The sequence below is a fragment of the Microbulbifer agarilyticus S89 genome (assembly GCF_000220505.1).
Taxonomy (GTDB): domain Bacteria; phylum Pseudomonadota; class Gammaproteobacteria; order Pseudomonadales; family Cellvibrionaceae; genus Microbulbifer; species Microbulbifer agarilyticus_B.
In genome coordinates, this window is sequence record NZ_AFPJ01000024.1 from 115,579 (window position 1) to 129,192 (window position 13,614).

13 protein-coding genes are annotated in these 13,614 nt (G+C 56.8%); 4 read left to right on the forward strand and 9 right to left on the reverse strand.

Annotated features, from left to right (window positions below; genetic code table 11):
• Positions 1-21 precede the first annotated feature (21 nt).
• Entirely contained in the window at positions 22-537 is a 516-nt protein-coding gene (locus tag AS89_RS0107070) for a DUF6314 family protein (protein ID WP_138976371.1), read from the reverse strand.
• Positions 538-752: 215 nt separating this feature from the next.
• Between AS89_RS0107070 and argE the strand changes: the two genes are divergently transcribed.
• From argE to ilvD, 3 genes are all read left to right on the forward strand, one after another.
• The gene (argE, locus tag AS89_RS0107075) at positions 753-1,907 is read left to right on the forward strand and encodes an acetylornithine deacetylase (RefSeq protein ID WP_010131787.1); all 1,155 of its coding nucleotides are present in this window, start codon (positions 753-755) and stop codon (positions 1,905-1,907) included.
• A gap of 255 nt (positions 1,908-2,162) precedes the next feature.
• Positions 2,163-3,476, forward strand: coding sequence for an amino-acid N-acetyltransferase (gene argA, locus AS89_RS0107080; protein ID WP_010131788.1), 1,314 nt, complete (start codon positions 2,163-2,165; stop codon positions 3,474-3,476).
• A 203-nt stretch (positions 3,477-3,679) separates the two neighbouring features.
• Positions 3,680-5,515: a dihydroxy-acid dehydratase gene (gene ilvD / locus AS89_RS0107085; protein ID WP_010131789.1), complete on the forward strand. Its 1,836-nt coding sequence runs from the start codon at positions 3,680-3,682 to the stop codon at positions 5,513-5,515.
• 59 nt (positions 5,516-5,574) lie between these two features.
• Here ilvD and AS89_RS0107090 read toward each other — a convergent pair whose 3' ends face one another.
• Positions 5,575-6,492: a LysR family transcriptional regulator gene (locus tag AS89_RS0107090; protein WP_010131790.1), complete on the reverse strand. Its 918-nt coding sequence runs from the start codon at positions 6,490-6,492 to the stop codon at positions 5,575-5,577.
• A gap of 97 nt (positions 6,493-6,589) precedes the next feature.
• Between AS89_RS0107090 and AS89_RS0107095 the strand changes: the two genes are divergently transcribed.
• A complete protein-coding gene (locus AS89_RS0107095; RefSeq protein WP_010131791.1) occupies positions 6,590-7,258 on the forward strand; it encodes a type 1 glutamine amidotransferase domain-containing protein in 669 nt (222 codons plus the stop codon).
• A gap of 76 nt (positions 7,259-7,334) precedes the next feature.
• Here the strand turns inward: AS89_RS0107095 and AS89_RS0107100 are convergent, their stop codons facing one another.
• The 7 genes from AS89_RS0107100 to AS89_RS0107130 all read right to left on the reverse strand — a co-directional run bounded on the left by AS89_RS0107100 (position 7,335) and on the right by AS89_RS0107130 (position 13,470).
• Positions 7,335-7,997 carry an energy transducer TonB gene (locus AS89_RS0107100; protein WP_010131792.1) on the reverse strand — a complete coding sequence of 221 codons (663 nt, stop codon included), beginning with the start codon at positions 7,995-7,997 and terminating at the stop codon, positions 7,335-7,337.
• Positions 7,998-8,252: 255 nt separating this feature from the next.
• Positions 8,253-9,590 (reverse strand): tetratricopeptide repeat protein, encoded by a 1,338-nt coding sequence (locus tag AS89_RS0107105; protein WP_010131793.1) that lies wholly within the window; start codon positions 9,588-9,590, stop codon positions 8,253-8,255.
• 12 nt (positions 9,591-9,602) lie between these two features.
• Positions 9,603-10,226, reverse strand: a complete 624-nt coding sequence (locus AS89_RS0107110; protein WP_010131794.1) for an energy transducer TonB — start codon at positions 10,224-10,226, stop codon at positions 9,603-9,605.
• A 5-nt stretch (positions 10,227-10,231) separates the two neighbouring features.
• Positions 10,232-10,633 carry an ExbD/TolR family protein gene (locus tag AS89_RS0107115; protein ID WP_010131795.1) on the reverse strand — a complete coding sequence of 134 codons (402 nt, stop codon included), beginning with the start codon at positions 10,631-10,633 and terminating at the stop codon, positions 10,232-10,234.
• 145 nt (positions 10,634-10,778) lie between these two features.
• Positions 10,779-11,306, reverse strand: coding sequence for a MotA/TolQ/ExbB proton channel family protein (locus AS89_RS0107120; protein WP_010131796.1), 528 nt, complete (start codon positions 11,304-11,306; stop codon positions 10,779-10,781).
• 14 nt (positions 11,307-11,320) lie between these two features.
• The gene (locus AS89_RS0107125) at positions 11,321-12,691 is read right to left on the reverse strand and encodes a MotA/TolQ/ExbB proton channel family protein (RefSeq protein ID WP_010131797.1); all 1,371 of its coding nucleotides are present in this window, start codon (positions 12,689-12,691) and stop codon (positions 11,321-11,323) included.
• Complete coding sequence (locus AS89_RS0107130; protein WP_010131799.1) at positions 12,688-13,470, reverse strand: DUF3450 domain-containing protein; 783 nt, start codon at positions 13,468-13,470, stop codon at positions 12,688-12,690. Before AS89_RS0107130 ends, AS89_RS0107125 begins: the two co-directional genes overlap by 4 nt.
• Positions 13,471-13,614 lie beyond the last annotated feature (144 nt).

The window sequence follows — 13,614 nt, forward strand, 5'->3', positions numbered from 1 at the left end:
TTTTTGTGTCTGCGAGAAGGCTCACCAGTAGTGGTAGTGCAGCCGCTCATTTTTTTGCGGCCCATGAATCTGCCAGATCAGCTCGACCTCATCAGCATGCAGAATCAAATCTGCAGTATAGGTATCTGCGCCACTTTGGTGGGTATTCTGATGGCGAAATCCATGGGCAGTAACTGGCACGAAATTAAACAGCAAGACTGGCCGATCGCCCTGCACCTGCTCCAGCCGTACAAAGTCAACGCAGCGGGTCCAGCGGTAACTATTACTTAGCGCAATTTTGTGCCCTTCGGCGTCGGTAAATTTTGCCTGCTCGGTGAATACCGTATGCGCACCAAAGTTTTCCACTGCCACATCCCCGCGTCCGTGACCACGCCAGTTGGTGGCCGAGCCGGGGCCGTTGCTCGCATTGAAACTAAAGCTGCGCACCTTCGCCAGGCGGGCGCAAAGCTTTGTCAGTGCGACAAGGCCCGTTTTATCCACACCCTCTAAATCCACACTCTCTGGCTTCAAACTCTCTGCCTTCAATCTCTGACCCACGCAGCTGCCGCCCTGTGCATAACTGTATTGCTGTCGCCCAGTGCGACAACCCCAAGCAAGATACCTATGAGCAGTTTATGCAATTTCAGATAGGTCGCCGCCTGTCCGGCAAACCTGTTACGCTGAAAGAGCGCCAGAGATCGGCAGAAGTAATAACGTCGTTAGAATAAATACAGCCGCATATCACCCCCAGGTAATGCACAAGGAAGGCCACCATGAGTATCCGCTCGCTGCCGAATGTACCCAGCCAGCTCCAGCAGTTGGTTGCCAGTCCCAGTGTCAGCGCCACCAACCCCAAACTCGACATGGGCAATCGCGGCGTCATCGACTTGCTGGCGGCCTGGCTGGAAACTCTCGGCTTTGCCGTTGAAATCATGCCGCTGCAAGACCAGCCCCACAAAGCCAACCTGATCGCCACCCTCGGACAGGGCGACGGCGGACTGGTCCTCGCCGGGCATACCGATACCGTGCCATACGACGACAACCGTTGGCAGTCGGACCCATTCCAGCTGCAGGAGCGCGATAACCGTTTTTACGGGCTCGGCAGCACCGATATGAAGGGTTTCTTCCCTCTCGCCATCGAAGCTGCCAAGACTTTTGTCGACAAGCCATTGCAACAACCACTGATTATTCTCGCCACCGCGGATGAGGAAACCTCCATGGCCGGCGCCCGCGCGCTGGTGAAGGCCGGCTTACCCAAGGCGCGCTACGCGATTGTCGGCGAGCCCACCGGCCTCAAGCCCATTCGTATGCATAAGGGCATGATGATGGAGCGGCTGCGCATCACCGGCCAGGCTGGCCACTCCTCCAACCCGGCCTATGGCGCCAGCGCTCTGGAAGCCATGCACACGGCGATGGGGGAGGTAATCAAGTTCCGCAATGAAATACAGCAACGCTACCAAAACCCGGGGTTTGCGGTGGAGGTCCCCACTTTGAATTTGGGCTGTATCCATGGCGGCGACAATCCCAATCGAATTTGCGGCCACACCGAACTGCAGTTCGACTTGCGCCCCCTGCCAGGCATGTCCATGGACGCGCTGCGCGGTGAGCTGCACCAGCGCCTTAAAGGCGCAATGACGGACGAAAAAATCCAGCTGAAAATGGACTCGCTGATCGGCGGGGTCGACGCCTTTGAAGAGCCCGCCGACTCTGAACTCGTCAAGGTCGCGGAACAGCTCACTGGCCACAGTTCGGAAAGTGTGGCGTTTGCCACCGAGGCGCCTTTTTTACAGCAGCTTGGCATGCAGACCATTGTGCTTGGCCCCGGCGATATCGACCAGGCCCACCAACCGGATGAGTATCTTGGCCTGGAACGTATTGACCCGATGGTGGAGACACTGAAAGGGATGATCGGAAGGTTCTGCCTTTGACGGAAACTCTGTTCAAAGCCAGTGGCGGTGCCGCTACCGGATAGGGCCTTGTGAGGCACGCCGTGAACCCATCCCTGGGGGCTCCTCTAAAACATCCCTGTTTTAGAGGGCCTCACAAGGCCCTATCCGATACCGACACCTGCTCTCCAGCCGAATCCAATTTTTCGCCATTTGAGTAGAGATCAAAATCCGAATGCCGCATAAAGTGCGGTATATTGTGACCGAAGCGAACTTAACTATCGAAACACAAAGAACGTGAACACCGAAACCACCACACTCAACTGGTTCAGAAACGCCGCGCCCTATATCAACGATTTGCGCGGACGAACCCTGGTGGTCGCGATTCCCGGCGAGGGGTTTGCCGACGAGAATTTTCGCAATCTGGTGCACGACCTCACGCTGCTGATCAGCCTCGGGGTAAAACTGGTCCTCGTGCATGGCGCACGCGTCCAGGTAAACAGTGCGCTGCAACAGGCGGGGATCAAAAGTCGCTTTCTTGGCAACACACGCATTACCGACCGGGAAACCCTCGAGGTGATTAAGGCCACCGTCGGTAAACTGCGGCTCGAAGTCGAGGCCGCCTTTTCCCAGGGCCTGCCCGACTCGCCCATGGCAGGTGCCGCGCTTAAAGTCATTTCCGGGAACTTTGTCAGTGCGCGCCCGGTAGGGGTTATTGACGGCACCGACATGCGCTGGACCGGACAAGTACGGCGCATCGACGAACAGGCCATCGCCCGGGCGCTGCAAGACAACTCCCTGGTGTTGCTCTCGCCCTTTGGTACATCGCTTACCGGTGAGCTGTTCAACCTCAACTATCTGGACCTTGCCGCCGAAGCCGCCAAGGCCCTGCAGGCAGAGAAGCTGATTCTGTTCCGCGACTTGCCGCAACTGGACGTGGATGGGGAGCCGGTACACGACCTCAGTATTCACCAGGCCGAGGATGTCGCGGAAAAAATCAGTAGTGAAACCCTGAACTGCGCAATCGCCGCATGCAGTGCCGGCACCCAGCGGGTCCACCTGCTAAGTTATGCCGACAACGGCGCCTTGCTGCAGGAACTGTTCAGCCGGGAAGGTACCGGCACCATGATTTACCGGGACAGTTACGAGGTTATCCGGCGCGCACGCATCCAGGATGTCGGCGGTATTCTCGGGCTGATCCGCCCACTGGAAAAGCAGGGTGTGCTGGTGCGGCGCTCGCGGGAAAAGCTGGAGGCGGAGATCGACCATTTCACGCTCGTGGAAGTAGATGGTACCCCGGTGGCCTGCGCTGCCCTGTATCCGATTCTCGACGACGAGGGCGACACCATCGCCGCAGAAGTTGCTTGCGTGGCTATTCACCCGGAATTTCGCGGTGGCGGCCGCGGTGCTAAATTAATGCAGCACCTTGAACGGCAGGCGCGCGCGCTGGACTTATCGGAACTCTACGTGCTCACCACGCAAACCGAGCATTGGTTTATCGAGCGCGGGTTTGCCCAGGTCGACGTATCCCAATTGCCCACCAGTCGTAAATCGCTGTACAACATTCAGCGAAATTCACGCGTCTTATGCAAGCGGCTCGCAACGCAATAAATTTGCCTGGCGACCAAGCTAAAACGGACAGTTCTTTCGCCCGCCTCGCACCGTTTCACCAAGCGCGCACAACACGTTTCATTTTGCTAACCTGTGGCGCTGCCGGGCACACCAGACCTGCCCGCGCTGAACGCAATCTATCTGTAGATGATCACGTTTGACCGTCACGTATCACGTTTAACCGTCACGTAAAAAGTACCGCTATGCCTCAGTACCGCTCACGCACTTCCACCGCTGGCCGCAATATGGCCGGCGCCCGCGCCCTGTGGCGCGCCACCGGCATGAAGGATGAAGACTTCCACAAGCCCATTATTGCCGTGGCCAACTCGTTTACCCAATTTGTACCGGGGCACGTGCACCTGAAGGATATGGGGCAGCTTGTCGCGCGGGAGATTGAAAAGGCCGGCGGTGTCGCCAAGGAATTCAACACCATCGCGGTGGATGACGGTATCGCCATGGGCCACGACGGCATGCTGTACAGCTTGCCGAGCCGCGAAATCATCGCTGACTCCGTGGAGTATATGGTGAATGCACACTGCGCCGACGCACTGGTGTGTATCTCAAACTGCGACAAGATCACCCCGGGGATGCTGATGGCCGCCATGCGCCTGAACATTCCGGTGATTTTTGTTTCCGGCGGCCCAATGGAAGCGGGTAAAACCAAGCTCGCCGACCACAAGCTGGATCTTGTTGATGCAATGGTGATCGCGGCCACCGATTCCGCCACCGACGAGGAAGTGGCCGAGTATGAGCGTTCGGCCTGCCCTACCTGTGGCTCCTGTTCCGGTATGTTCACCGCCAATTCCATGAACTGCCTGACCGAGGCTCTGGGCCTGTCCCTGCCCGGTAACGGCACCACCCTCGCCACTCATGCGGACCGCGAACAGCTGTTCCTGCGCGCCGGTCGCGAAATCGTGAGCCTGGCCAAGCGCTACTACGAGCAGGACGATGAATCTGCCCTGCCACGCAGCATCGCCAACCGCGCTGCGTTTACCAATGCAATGGCCCTGGACATTGCCATGGGCGGTTCCACCAATACCATTTTGCACCTGCTGGCCGCAGCGCTGGAAGGCGAAGTCGATTTCACCCTGGCGGACATCGACCGCCTGTCTCGCAAGATTCCGCAGCTGTGTAAAGTCGCCCCGAACACCCAGAAGTACCACATCGAAGACGTGCACCGCGCCGGCGGCGTGATGTCGATTCTCGGTGAACTTGAAGCCGGTGGACTGATTGATGCCAGCCTGCCGACGGTGCACAGCAAATCCTTCCGAGATGCGCTGGAAGAGTGGGACATCCGCCGTACCGATAATCCGGACGTACACAAGTTCTTCCGCGCGGGCCCGGCCGGTATTCCGACCCAGGAAGCATTCAGCCAGGACTGCCGCTGGAACAACCTGGACGGCGACCGCGAGCAGGGCTGTATTCGCTCAATCGAGCACGCCTACTCTTCCGAAGGTGGCCTGGCCGTACTTTTTGGCAACCTCGCTCCAGACGGCTGCGTGGTAAAGACTTCCGGCGTGGAAGAGGAACTGTGGCAGTTTGAAGGTCCCGCACATGTGGTGGAAAGCCAGGAAGATGCCGTCGCGCATATTCTTGAGGGCAAGGTTAAAGAGGGCGAAGCGGTGATCGTGCGCTACGAGGGCCCGAAAGGAGGCCCGGGTATGCAGGAAATGCTGTACCCCACCAGCTACCTGAAGTCCAAGGGACTGGGCAAATCCTGCGCGCTGATTACCGACGGCCGCTTTTCCGGCGGCACGTCCGGCCTGTCGATCGGTCACGTATCCCCGGAAGCGGCGGGTGGTGGCAATATCGCGCTGGTGCAGGACGGCGATCTGGTGCGCATCGACATTCCAAAGCGCCTGATTGAGGTAGATATTCCGGAAGCAGAATTGCACCGCCGTCGCGAGGCCATGAACGCCAAGGGAGCGCAGGGCTGGAAGCCGGTGCAGCAGCGTCCGCGTAAAGTGAGCCGCGCGCTCAAAGCTTATGCGCTGTTGGCTACCAGTGCTGACAAGGGTGCGGTGCGGGAAATCGACTGAGCGCAGCAAACGGCAACTGCATGACACCGTAAATAAAAAGGGGCGCACTGCGTCCCTTTTTATTTACCACCGGTATTGGCAGGCTTCGTTCTCTCTTCCTCACGCCAGTCCGCGAACGTCTGCAACAAAAAATCAATTGCGGCACGCACCCGCACTGGCAGATGCCGATGATCGCGGTAGACCAGCCAGGTATTCGGGCCCGGCGCCCAGTAGCCCTCCAGCACCGGCTTCAAGGTGCCATCGTGCGCTGCCTCGCCAAAACTCGATCCGGGCAAATAGGCAATACCCAGCCCCGCTTGGCAGGCCGCAACTACACTGCGCCCACTGTTGGCGCGCCAGCGCCCCGATATACGCACCTCGGTTTCCCCGTCGCGCTCGCGAAAGCGCCAGCGATCACTATTCGCGATAATGCAGTAATGGTAGGTGAGATCCTGAGGCTGCTGAGGGGTCCCATGTGCGGCCAGGTACGCCGGACTGGCCATGCACTTCAAGGCGCGCGCAACCAGTGGCCGCGCGATGAGTTGCGAGTCCTGCGGATCCCCGTAACGCACCGCCAGATCAAACCCTTCTTCAACGAAGTTCACCAGCCGACTGTTAAAATCGATCTCTACCTGTAAATCAGGATGCCCCAGGGCGAACCGCATGAGTGCCGGTGCCACGTAACGCTCGGCAAACTCGCCCGCAGCAGACACACGCAACCGCCCGGCCAAGGCACCCCGCTGGCGCCCAATCTGCTCCTCCACGGCTTCGAGGCCATTCATCAGGTCCCGACACTCGTCATAGTATTGCTGCCCAGCTTCGGTCAGACGCACGATGCGGGTACTACGCGCCACCAGGGAAACCCCAAGCCGTGTCTCCAAGGCCTTGACCTTGCGTGACACGTGCGACGTCGAAACCCCCAGCTGGCGCGCGGCCGAAGAAAAGCCCTGGGTTTCCGCCACGGCAAGAAATTCAGGCAACCCATCTAGTTGCGCCATTGTTGCACTCCAGCAATAAAGCTTTGCATTTTAAGGGGATTACCCCCCTACAGGGAAATGCCTAACATGGGCCCACTGAAATTGAGGAGTGATACCAATGACGAAAATCCTGGTAATTGTGACCAATAGCGCGAAGTTAGGTGACGCCGAAGATAACGGGACCTATGCGCCAGAACTAACCCATGCGCTGCATGCACTCAACGACGCCGGCTTCACCTACGACCTGGCCTCGATCGCCGGAGGCAATGCCCCAATCTATGGGACTGACATCGACGACGCGGTGAACCGCACCATGCTGGCGGACGGCGGCCTGCTGTCGGCGATGACCAACACCAAGCGACTCGCGGACATCAACCCAGAGGACTATCAGGGGATCTTCTACCCTGGCGGTTTCGGCTTGCTCAACGACCTCGCCCACGATAAAGCGGCGGCTGGCATTACCGCCGCGCGTTATGACGCGGGCGCGGTCGTGGGCGCGGTGTGCCACGGGCCCGCGGGCCTGCTGGAAGTCACCCTGGCCAACGGCAGCAACATCATGAGCGGTAAAACGGTAACCTGCTTTACCCGCCGTGAAGAGGAAGAATTCGGCACTATCGACCAGATTCCGTTTGTACTGCAGGACGCGATCAGCAGCAAAGCCGGGCAGTTCCACGAAGTGGATCCCTGGGGTGAAAATGTCCTGGTGCAGGAGCGTCTGGTCACCGGGCAAAACCCGGCATCCGCCGGTGGGGTCGGGCAGGCGATGGTTAAACTACTGAAAAGTTAACCAGATAGTTATTTCGACTATCAACGTAACCTCCCGCTACCTGAGTAGCGGGAGGTACTGTCGTTACTCCGTTAAGTTACTCCGCAAGCTTGTACGAAATTCGGTTGCGGACACCGTGTCTTTCCACCGGTTTACCATCCACTACCGGGGGACGATATTTGAACCGCTCTACGGCCCTTAGCGCCGATTGATTGAACACATCCGTTGGCGTGCCCGAGGCATCGTACCCTCCGACTACAGATGGATTTTTCACGGAGCCGTTTTTGCTAATTGTGAACTCCACTACGACATAGCCCTCAACCCCTCTTGCCATCGCTCTGCGCGGATAGCGCGGTGCTGGCTTGTAGATTGGCATCGGGTCCGCAGTCACAATGGAAGTATCGACTTTTGTGCCGGTTGTTGTTGGCGGCTGAAATACGATCGGCATATCGCCCGGATCTAGCGTGTGCTCAACCGTGGTTGGCGTTATCGGCGGGGGTAACTCCTGGGGCTTGGCCACACGCGTATCACGAATAACGGTCGGCTTCAGCTTCGGCAAGTGAATGGGCGCGATTGTTGGCGATTCCTCTACTGGTGGTTCTTGCAGATCGGTCGCAATAAGCTGCGACATACCGAATAGCAATAAACCAGTAACCCCCAGGGCCATGGCGCCATTGCGTAATACAACCATCGATTGCGTCGCAGTACGAATGGGTAGTGATTGAAACGACGTGGAATTGAGCGGATAAGCCAGTTCCATAACACCTCTCCTTGTTATTTTCAGGTGTTGTTTACGGTGCTGCGCCAAAACCCGACAGGCGCGGCGATGGAAAAAGCTGATCAGCTATTTACAGGTTTAGTTGAATCTGGCGATATTGCAAATAATTCGCATTTATTGGTCACAAAATGCGCCAGCGCCACTTAGTCAGTTGCTCTCGTTAAATAGGCGTATAAAAAAAGGCCACACAAAGTGCGGCCTTTTCGGTCGGAGAAAACCTCCGGCATGTAACACATATTACATAGCCAGCTGTTTTTCCCGCTCCTGCTCTTTCTCTACGAAAGTAATCCACTGCTTGGCGAACTTCTCGGAGCGCTTGTCATCCAGCGCTTTCTTGAAGTTGTTCAAGGAGGCGTCGTACTTCTTCAGGTTGGCGTTAGCCATACCAAGTACGATGTAGAGCTGGTCCGGACGCTTGATGCTGCCCTTCTTCAGCGCCTTGGCGCCCATCTCCAGTGCCTGCTGGTTCTTGTCCAGGTCCAGGTAAATACCCGCGAGACGCGAGTAGATCTCACCCTTGTCAGACAAGCTCGCTGCAGCTTCCAGCTCCGGAATAGACTTTTGCAGTTCCTGAGCCATCTGGTAGGCCTGCGCCAGAGTTTCAAGGTTCTTGGAGGTACGCTCGATCTTCTTCTCGCTCATACCTTTGTCGATGACCTTGGCGCCCTTGTACGGCATTTCAGCACCCATAAAGAGATAAGCCATATTCAACAGCTCTTTCTCTTTCTGCAGGGCACCGGCAAGGTAGGCCGCTTCCATCATGTGAAGCATATCGTCTTCACGCTTCAGCTCACCATACATGCCCGCCAGCTGCTTGTAGTACTCACCTTTCGGATAGTGCTTCACCAGCTCTTCCAGAATACTGGCCACCTGCTTGTAGTCGTTCTTGTCGTAGTACAAGAAACGCTGCATGCTGTACCAGTTTTCCTTGGGCACCTTGCCTTCTTTTTTGTACATGGACACAGCCTGATTCATATCAGACAGCGCCTTGGCATTGTCACCCAGCTGGTAGTAAGCCTGGGAGCGCAGCGCGTAAGAGTCCGCGTTAACACTATCAGATGCCTTGAACCAGCGGTTCAGGTAGTTAATTGCCTGCTTGTAGTCTTCGGTTACGAAGTACAGCTGGGCAATGGTCAGCAGTGTATTGACCTCCAGCGCCACCGGCAGGTTCTCTACACCCTGCGCCAGCACTTGCTTGTAGTAGGAGATCGCCTGCGGGTACTTCTCCATGCTGTAGTTCACAAAGCCGAAGTAGAAGTACATCTGTGCGGTTTCGAAACCATTCAGCTTGGACTTGTTCGACTCCATTTCGCGCAGGGCGGCCAGGGCGGCCGGCCAGTTCTGCGCGTCCGCCGCTTCCTGAGCCTTGCCCAGGTACTTGAACGCGCTCTCGCGCATCGACGGGGTCTTGCGGGTTTTCTTCTCGCTCTGCGCTTCCGCCTGGGCAAAAGAAGCAGACACACCCACAGCCTCCAGCACGGTTACGCTAACCGCAGGTGCCAAAACCAGGGGTAGCGCTACGGATGTGCGCAGGACAAGCCGGGAAAGGCTCTTTGTCACGGTCGTCATATTCATATGCGTCCCCTATTAGTTCTTGGCCAGGTTGAAGCTGATTTTGGTTTTTACACCAGGTACTTCAATCGGCTCGCCATCGATAACCCGCGGCTTGTACTTGTACTTCAGCGCAGACTTGACCGCAGCACGATTGAAAATCGTGGTGGGTTTACCGTCCAGGGTGAACGCTTCCACAACACGTGGATCACGTACAGAACCGTTCTTGGTTACCGTGTATTCGACAACCACCCAGCCCTCGATGCCACGCTGAAGCGCGCGACGCGGGTACTGCGGCTGTACCTTTACGATCGGCAGGTAGTCACCTTCAGAAGCGAAGCCGCCGATCCCACCGACCTGCAGGTTGGAGTTGGCCGCTGGTGCAGACATGTTCAGGGCATTGTCTACATCCGGCTGGTCAAACTCCGGCTCCGGCATATCGGGCGGCGGCTGCTCCGGCTCGTCGGGCTTATCCGGCTTGCTGGTGTCGTATTGGGTTTCGATCTTGGTATCCGGCATGACGACGTCCGCAACCTTGATCGGCTCTTCCTCATCGGGAGCCTTCATGTTTGCTTCGATCAGCGCATGCATGGTGAAGATCAGGGCAATGGTGGTGACTACTGCCAACGCACCCGCCCCTAATAGTCTTACCGGGTTCATAGCTGTTAACTCTTCTCTGTAGCGACCGACACTTTATCGATTCCGATTTTTCTGGCCGCATCTGCGATCAGGGCAACCTTCTCGATACTCGCCTTTTTATCGGGCTGAATCACCAACCACCCCTTGGGGTTTTCCGCGTAGAGCCGCTCCAGGGTGTTTTTCACCAGGCGGTCATCTACCTTCTCTTTGGCAATCCAGATTTCGTTGTTGTCGTTAATCGCTACCAGAATTGAGGCGGCTCTGAGATCAGCGGTTGTCGCTTCCGGCTTGATTACGTCGACACCCGGCTCCTTGATAAAGGTCGCGGTGACGATGAAGAAGATCAGCATGATGAACACCACGTCCAGCATGGGCGTGAGGTCAATTGCTTGCCCTTCTTCTTCAGCCGTATTCTTTTTTCTGCTCATTGCAACTCTCTCTAGCGAAATGCTAATAGCGAGATTTGGCCCGGAGCCTCCATTGCACTGGGTGCAGATGAAAGCTCACTTGTTGGCTAAACCTTCTCGGCTGCCAGTGCGGTTTGCACCGCCTCGGCAACGCTATTGTGGTGCCTTAGTGATCCATCGTCAGATGGTCTTCCAGCAGCTGGGTTTCACGTTCCGCGGTACGGGTGATATAGGTGTTAGCAAATACCCCAGACAGTGCGGTTACCATGCCCGCCATTGTCGGGATGGTAGCCATAGATACACCGCTGGCCATTTGCTTCGCATCACCACCGCCGGTAATCGCGAGAACTTCGAACACGTTGATCATGCCCCAAACGGTACCCAGCAGGCCGAACAACGGCGCGAGGGCAACACAGGTCTGGATCATGTCCATATTGCTCTGAATTTTCTCGGATACCCGGGAAACCAGTGCGTAGCGGATCTGGTGGGCATTCCAGGATTTACGCTCGGGGCGTGCTTCCCAGGTGTCCACGGCGCCCTGAACATCGTGCTTCAGGCCACCCTTGAAGTAGAAGAACCGCTCGAAAATCAGCGTCCACATAAAGAAGGTCAGGCCGGCGATCAGGAGTAGTACTGGCCCGCCCGACGCCATAAAGGCGACAACGGCGGCCCATGCGTCATTCAATGCGTGCATGTTGCCGCCTCCTGTTACTTACGCTCAGCGTTTTCTGCCACGATACCGGCACTACGCTCGTCCAGGATGTGCAGGATACGCTTGGCGCGGCCATTCACGATGGTGTGCAGCAGTACGGTCGGGATCGCAACACACAGACCCAGAACGGTGGTAATCAATGCAGAGGAAATACCGCCAGCCATCGCTTTAGGATCGCCCGCACCGAAGATGGTGATCGCCTGGAAGGTGATGATCATACCGGTAACGGTACCCAGCAGACCCAGCAGCGGGGCTACCATGGCGATGATCTTCAGCAGGTTCAGGCCGGATTCGATGGCCGGACGCTCTTTCAGTACCGCTTCTTCCATCTTCAGTTCCAGAGTTTCGCCGTCTACACCCTTGTTCTCTTCCGCTACGGACAGAACACGACCCAGCGGGTTGTTGGTGTTCGGAGTAGAGGAGCGCAGCTGGGCGTTAACCTTGGCGTTTACACCAGACAGCACGATCAGGCGCCAGATGGCCAGCAGTACCGCAACAACACCTACACCAGTAATGATGTAGCCAACGATACCACCCTGGTGCCAGCGCTCAGACAGGCTCGGGCTAGCGATCAGTGCTTTCAGCAAGGAGCCGCCAGTAGGACCAGTGGGGTCAACGCCGAACGGGGAGAAACCGCTGCTCGCATTCTGCAGGTCAGCCGCCATGCTCTGGAACTTGCCTTCTGGCTGACGGATCAGCTCGGCCAGCTTCTGGCTGTCGTTCATTTCCAGGTACTTGCCGTTGGAAACGATGTTGAAGTTACCAACACGGACAACTTCCTGTTCGGCCTGTTCGCCGTCGGGCAGGATTACGGTGGTGTTGAACTTAACAACCTTGCCAGATTCCACGGTCTCGCGCTGCATTTCGTACCACAGACGCTCGATTTCCTGGATAGTAGGCAGTTTGGTCGCGGAGTTCATTTTGTCGATCAGCTGATCGAGGAACTCGGCACGGCCCGGGTACTGAGCGGAAACCAGAGAGGTATCCATGTTCGCACGCAGGTCGCCCGCAGTAGAGGTCAGGTGACCGAACAGCTCTTTCAGGGAGCCCAGACGCTCGTCCAGCTGCTGGCGCTTCTGCTGAACCAGCAGTTCCTGCTCTTCATACTTCTTTTCCAGCGCCGCAGAGCGGGCTTCTTCAGAAGTACGGGTGTTCTCGGCCTGACGCAGCAGAGAGCCCTGGTTGGCTTTCTGGCGACGGAAGTCGGCTTCGCGCTTTTTGTGCTCGGCAGACTCAGCAACCTTGGAGCTCTGTACCATCTTCAGCAGCTGGTCCAGGTTGGAAGCTTTGTCCTGTGCAACAGCAGAAACGCTGAACAGGCCAGCGGCTGCAACCGCTAGTACGCGCTTGGCGATAGAGATTTTCATTGTGCAGCCTCCGGAGCCGGGATCGGCATAGTCATGATTGCTTGAGTGGCCTGCTTCTTGGCGATCTTCAGACCTTCCATGATTGCGCGGCGGTAGTCGCCGGAATCAATCTCAACCCAAGCTTTCTGCTCTTTGTCGTAAGCCAGGGAGATTTTGGAGTCGGTAGTCTGAGCTACCAGGGCAATACGACCGATCTGCAGTACGTTTACTTCACGATCCTGACCGTTCACGTTCAGGGTGTCGCCGTAGCTGTCGATCTTACGCGCGTATTCAGATTCGAAGTTGTACAGTTCCAGTACCTGACGGAATTTCTCCGCTACAGTGATATCGGAACGGTCCATATTGTTCTTAACCGCTTCGAGGTTGGCCTTACGGTCAGCCAGCTTGAACGGTGCGTCCAGTTCGATGAACTGCTCCAGGCCGTCCAGCATACGCAGGATCAGAGGCTGGATCTGACGCTCAATAACGGTTACCTGATCGATGGACTCGTCGAGGTCCTTGATCACGGTCAGCTGGTTAGCCAGCTGCTTTTCGAGCTGACGGTTGTACACACGCAGACCGTCAATCTCTTTGTTCACTACTTTGAACTGCTGAAGCAGGTCAGAGGTTTCCTGAGCGATCTTGTCGATGCGCTTTTGAGATGCAGTTGCGGCGGCAGTTTTCTGCTGGCCAACCTTAAGAACGGTGTCGATTGTATCCGCAGTGGCTACGCTACCGTACAGTGCGCCGGCAGACAGCGCAGTGGTCAGCGCCACAGCCATGAATCGCTTGGTTTTCATTAGACCCCCCAGTGGGTTCAATATTTCACAACATGGTCGCGATGGATTAGCTGCCACAACGCGGTAGTTTATTGGTTTGAAGACAGCTAAGAGCCGCACATTGTAAACAGCCGATTTGATTATTCAAATGCCGATTGACTACGT

Bases quoted from the DNA above. Each gene is read 5' to 3' on its own strand.
- AS89_RS0107125 (WP_010131797.1), bottom strand. From the start codon at position 12,691: ATGAAAATCTCTATCGCCAAGCGCGTACTAGCGGTTGCAGCCGCTGGC.
- AS89_RS0107120 (WP_010131796.1), bottom strand. From the start codon at position 11,306: ATGCACGCATTGAATGACGCATGGGCCGCCGTTGTCGCCTTTATGGCG.
- AS89_RS0107110 (WP_010131794.1), bottom strand. From the start codon at position 10,226: ATGAACCCGGTAAGACTATTAGGGGCGGGTGCGTTGGCAGTAGTCACC.
- AS89_RS0107095 (WP_010131791.1), top strand. From the start codon at position 6,590: ATGACGAAAATCCTGGTAATTGTGACCAATAGCGCGAAGTTAGGTGAC.
- argE (WP_010131787.1), top strand. From the start codon at position 753: ATGAGTATCCGCTCGCTGCCGAATGTACCCAGCCAGCTCCAGCAGTTG.
- AS89_RS0107090 (WP_010131790.1), bottom strand. From the start codon at position 6,492: ATGGCGCAACTAGATGGGTTGCCTGAATTTCTTGCCGTGGCGGAAACC.
- AS89_RS0107115 (WP_010131795.1), bottom strand. From the start codon at position 10,633: ATGAGCAGAAAAAAGAATACGGCTGAAGAAGAAGGGCAAGCAATTGAC.
- AS89_RS0107130 (WP_010131799.1), bottom strand. From the start codon at position 13,470: ATGAAAACCAAGCGATTCATGGCTGTGGCGCTGACCACTGCGCTGTCT.
- AS89_RS0107105 (WP_010131793.1), bottom strand. From the start codon at position 9,590: ATGAATATGACGACCGTGACAAAGAGCCTTTCCCGGCTTGTCCTGCGC.
- AS89_RS0107100 (WP_010131792.1), bottom strand. From the start codon at position 7,997: ATGGAACTGGCTTATCCGCTCAATTCCACGTCGTTTCAATCACTACCC.
- ilvD (WP_010131789.1), top strand. From the start codon at position 3,680: ATGCCTCAGTACCGCTCACGCACTTCCACCGCTGGCCGCAATATGGCC.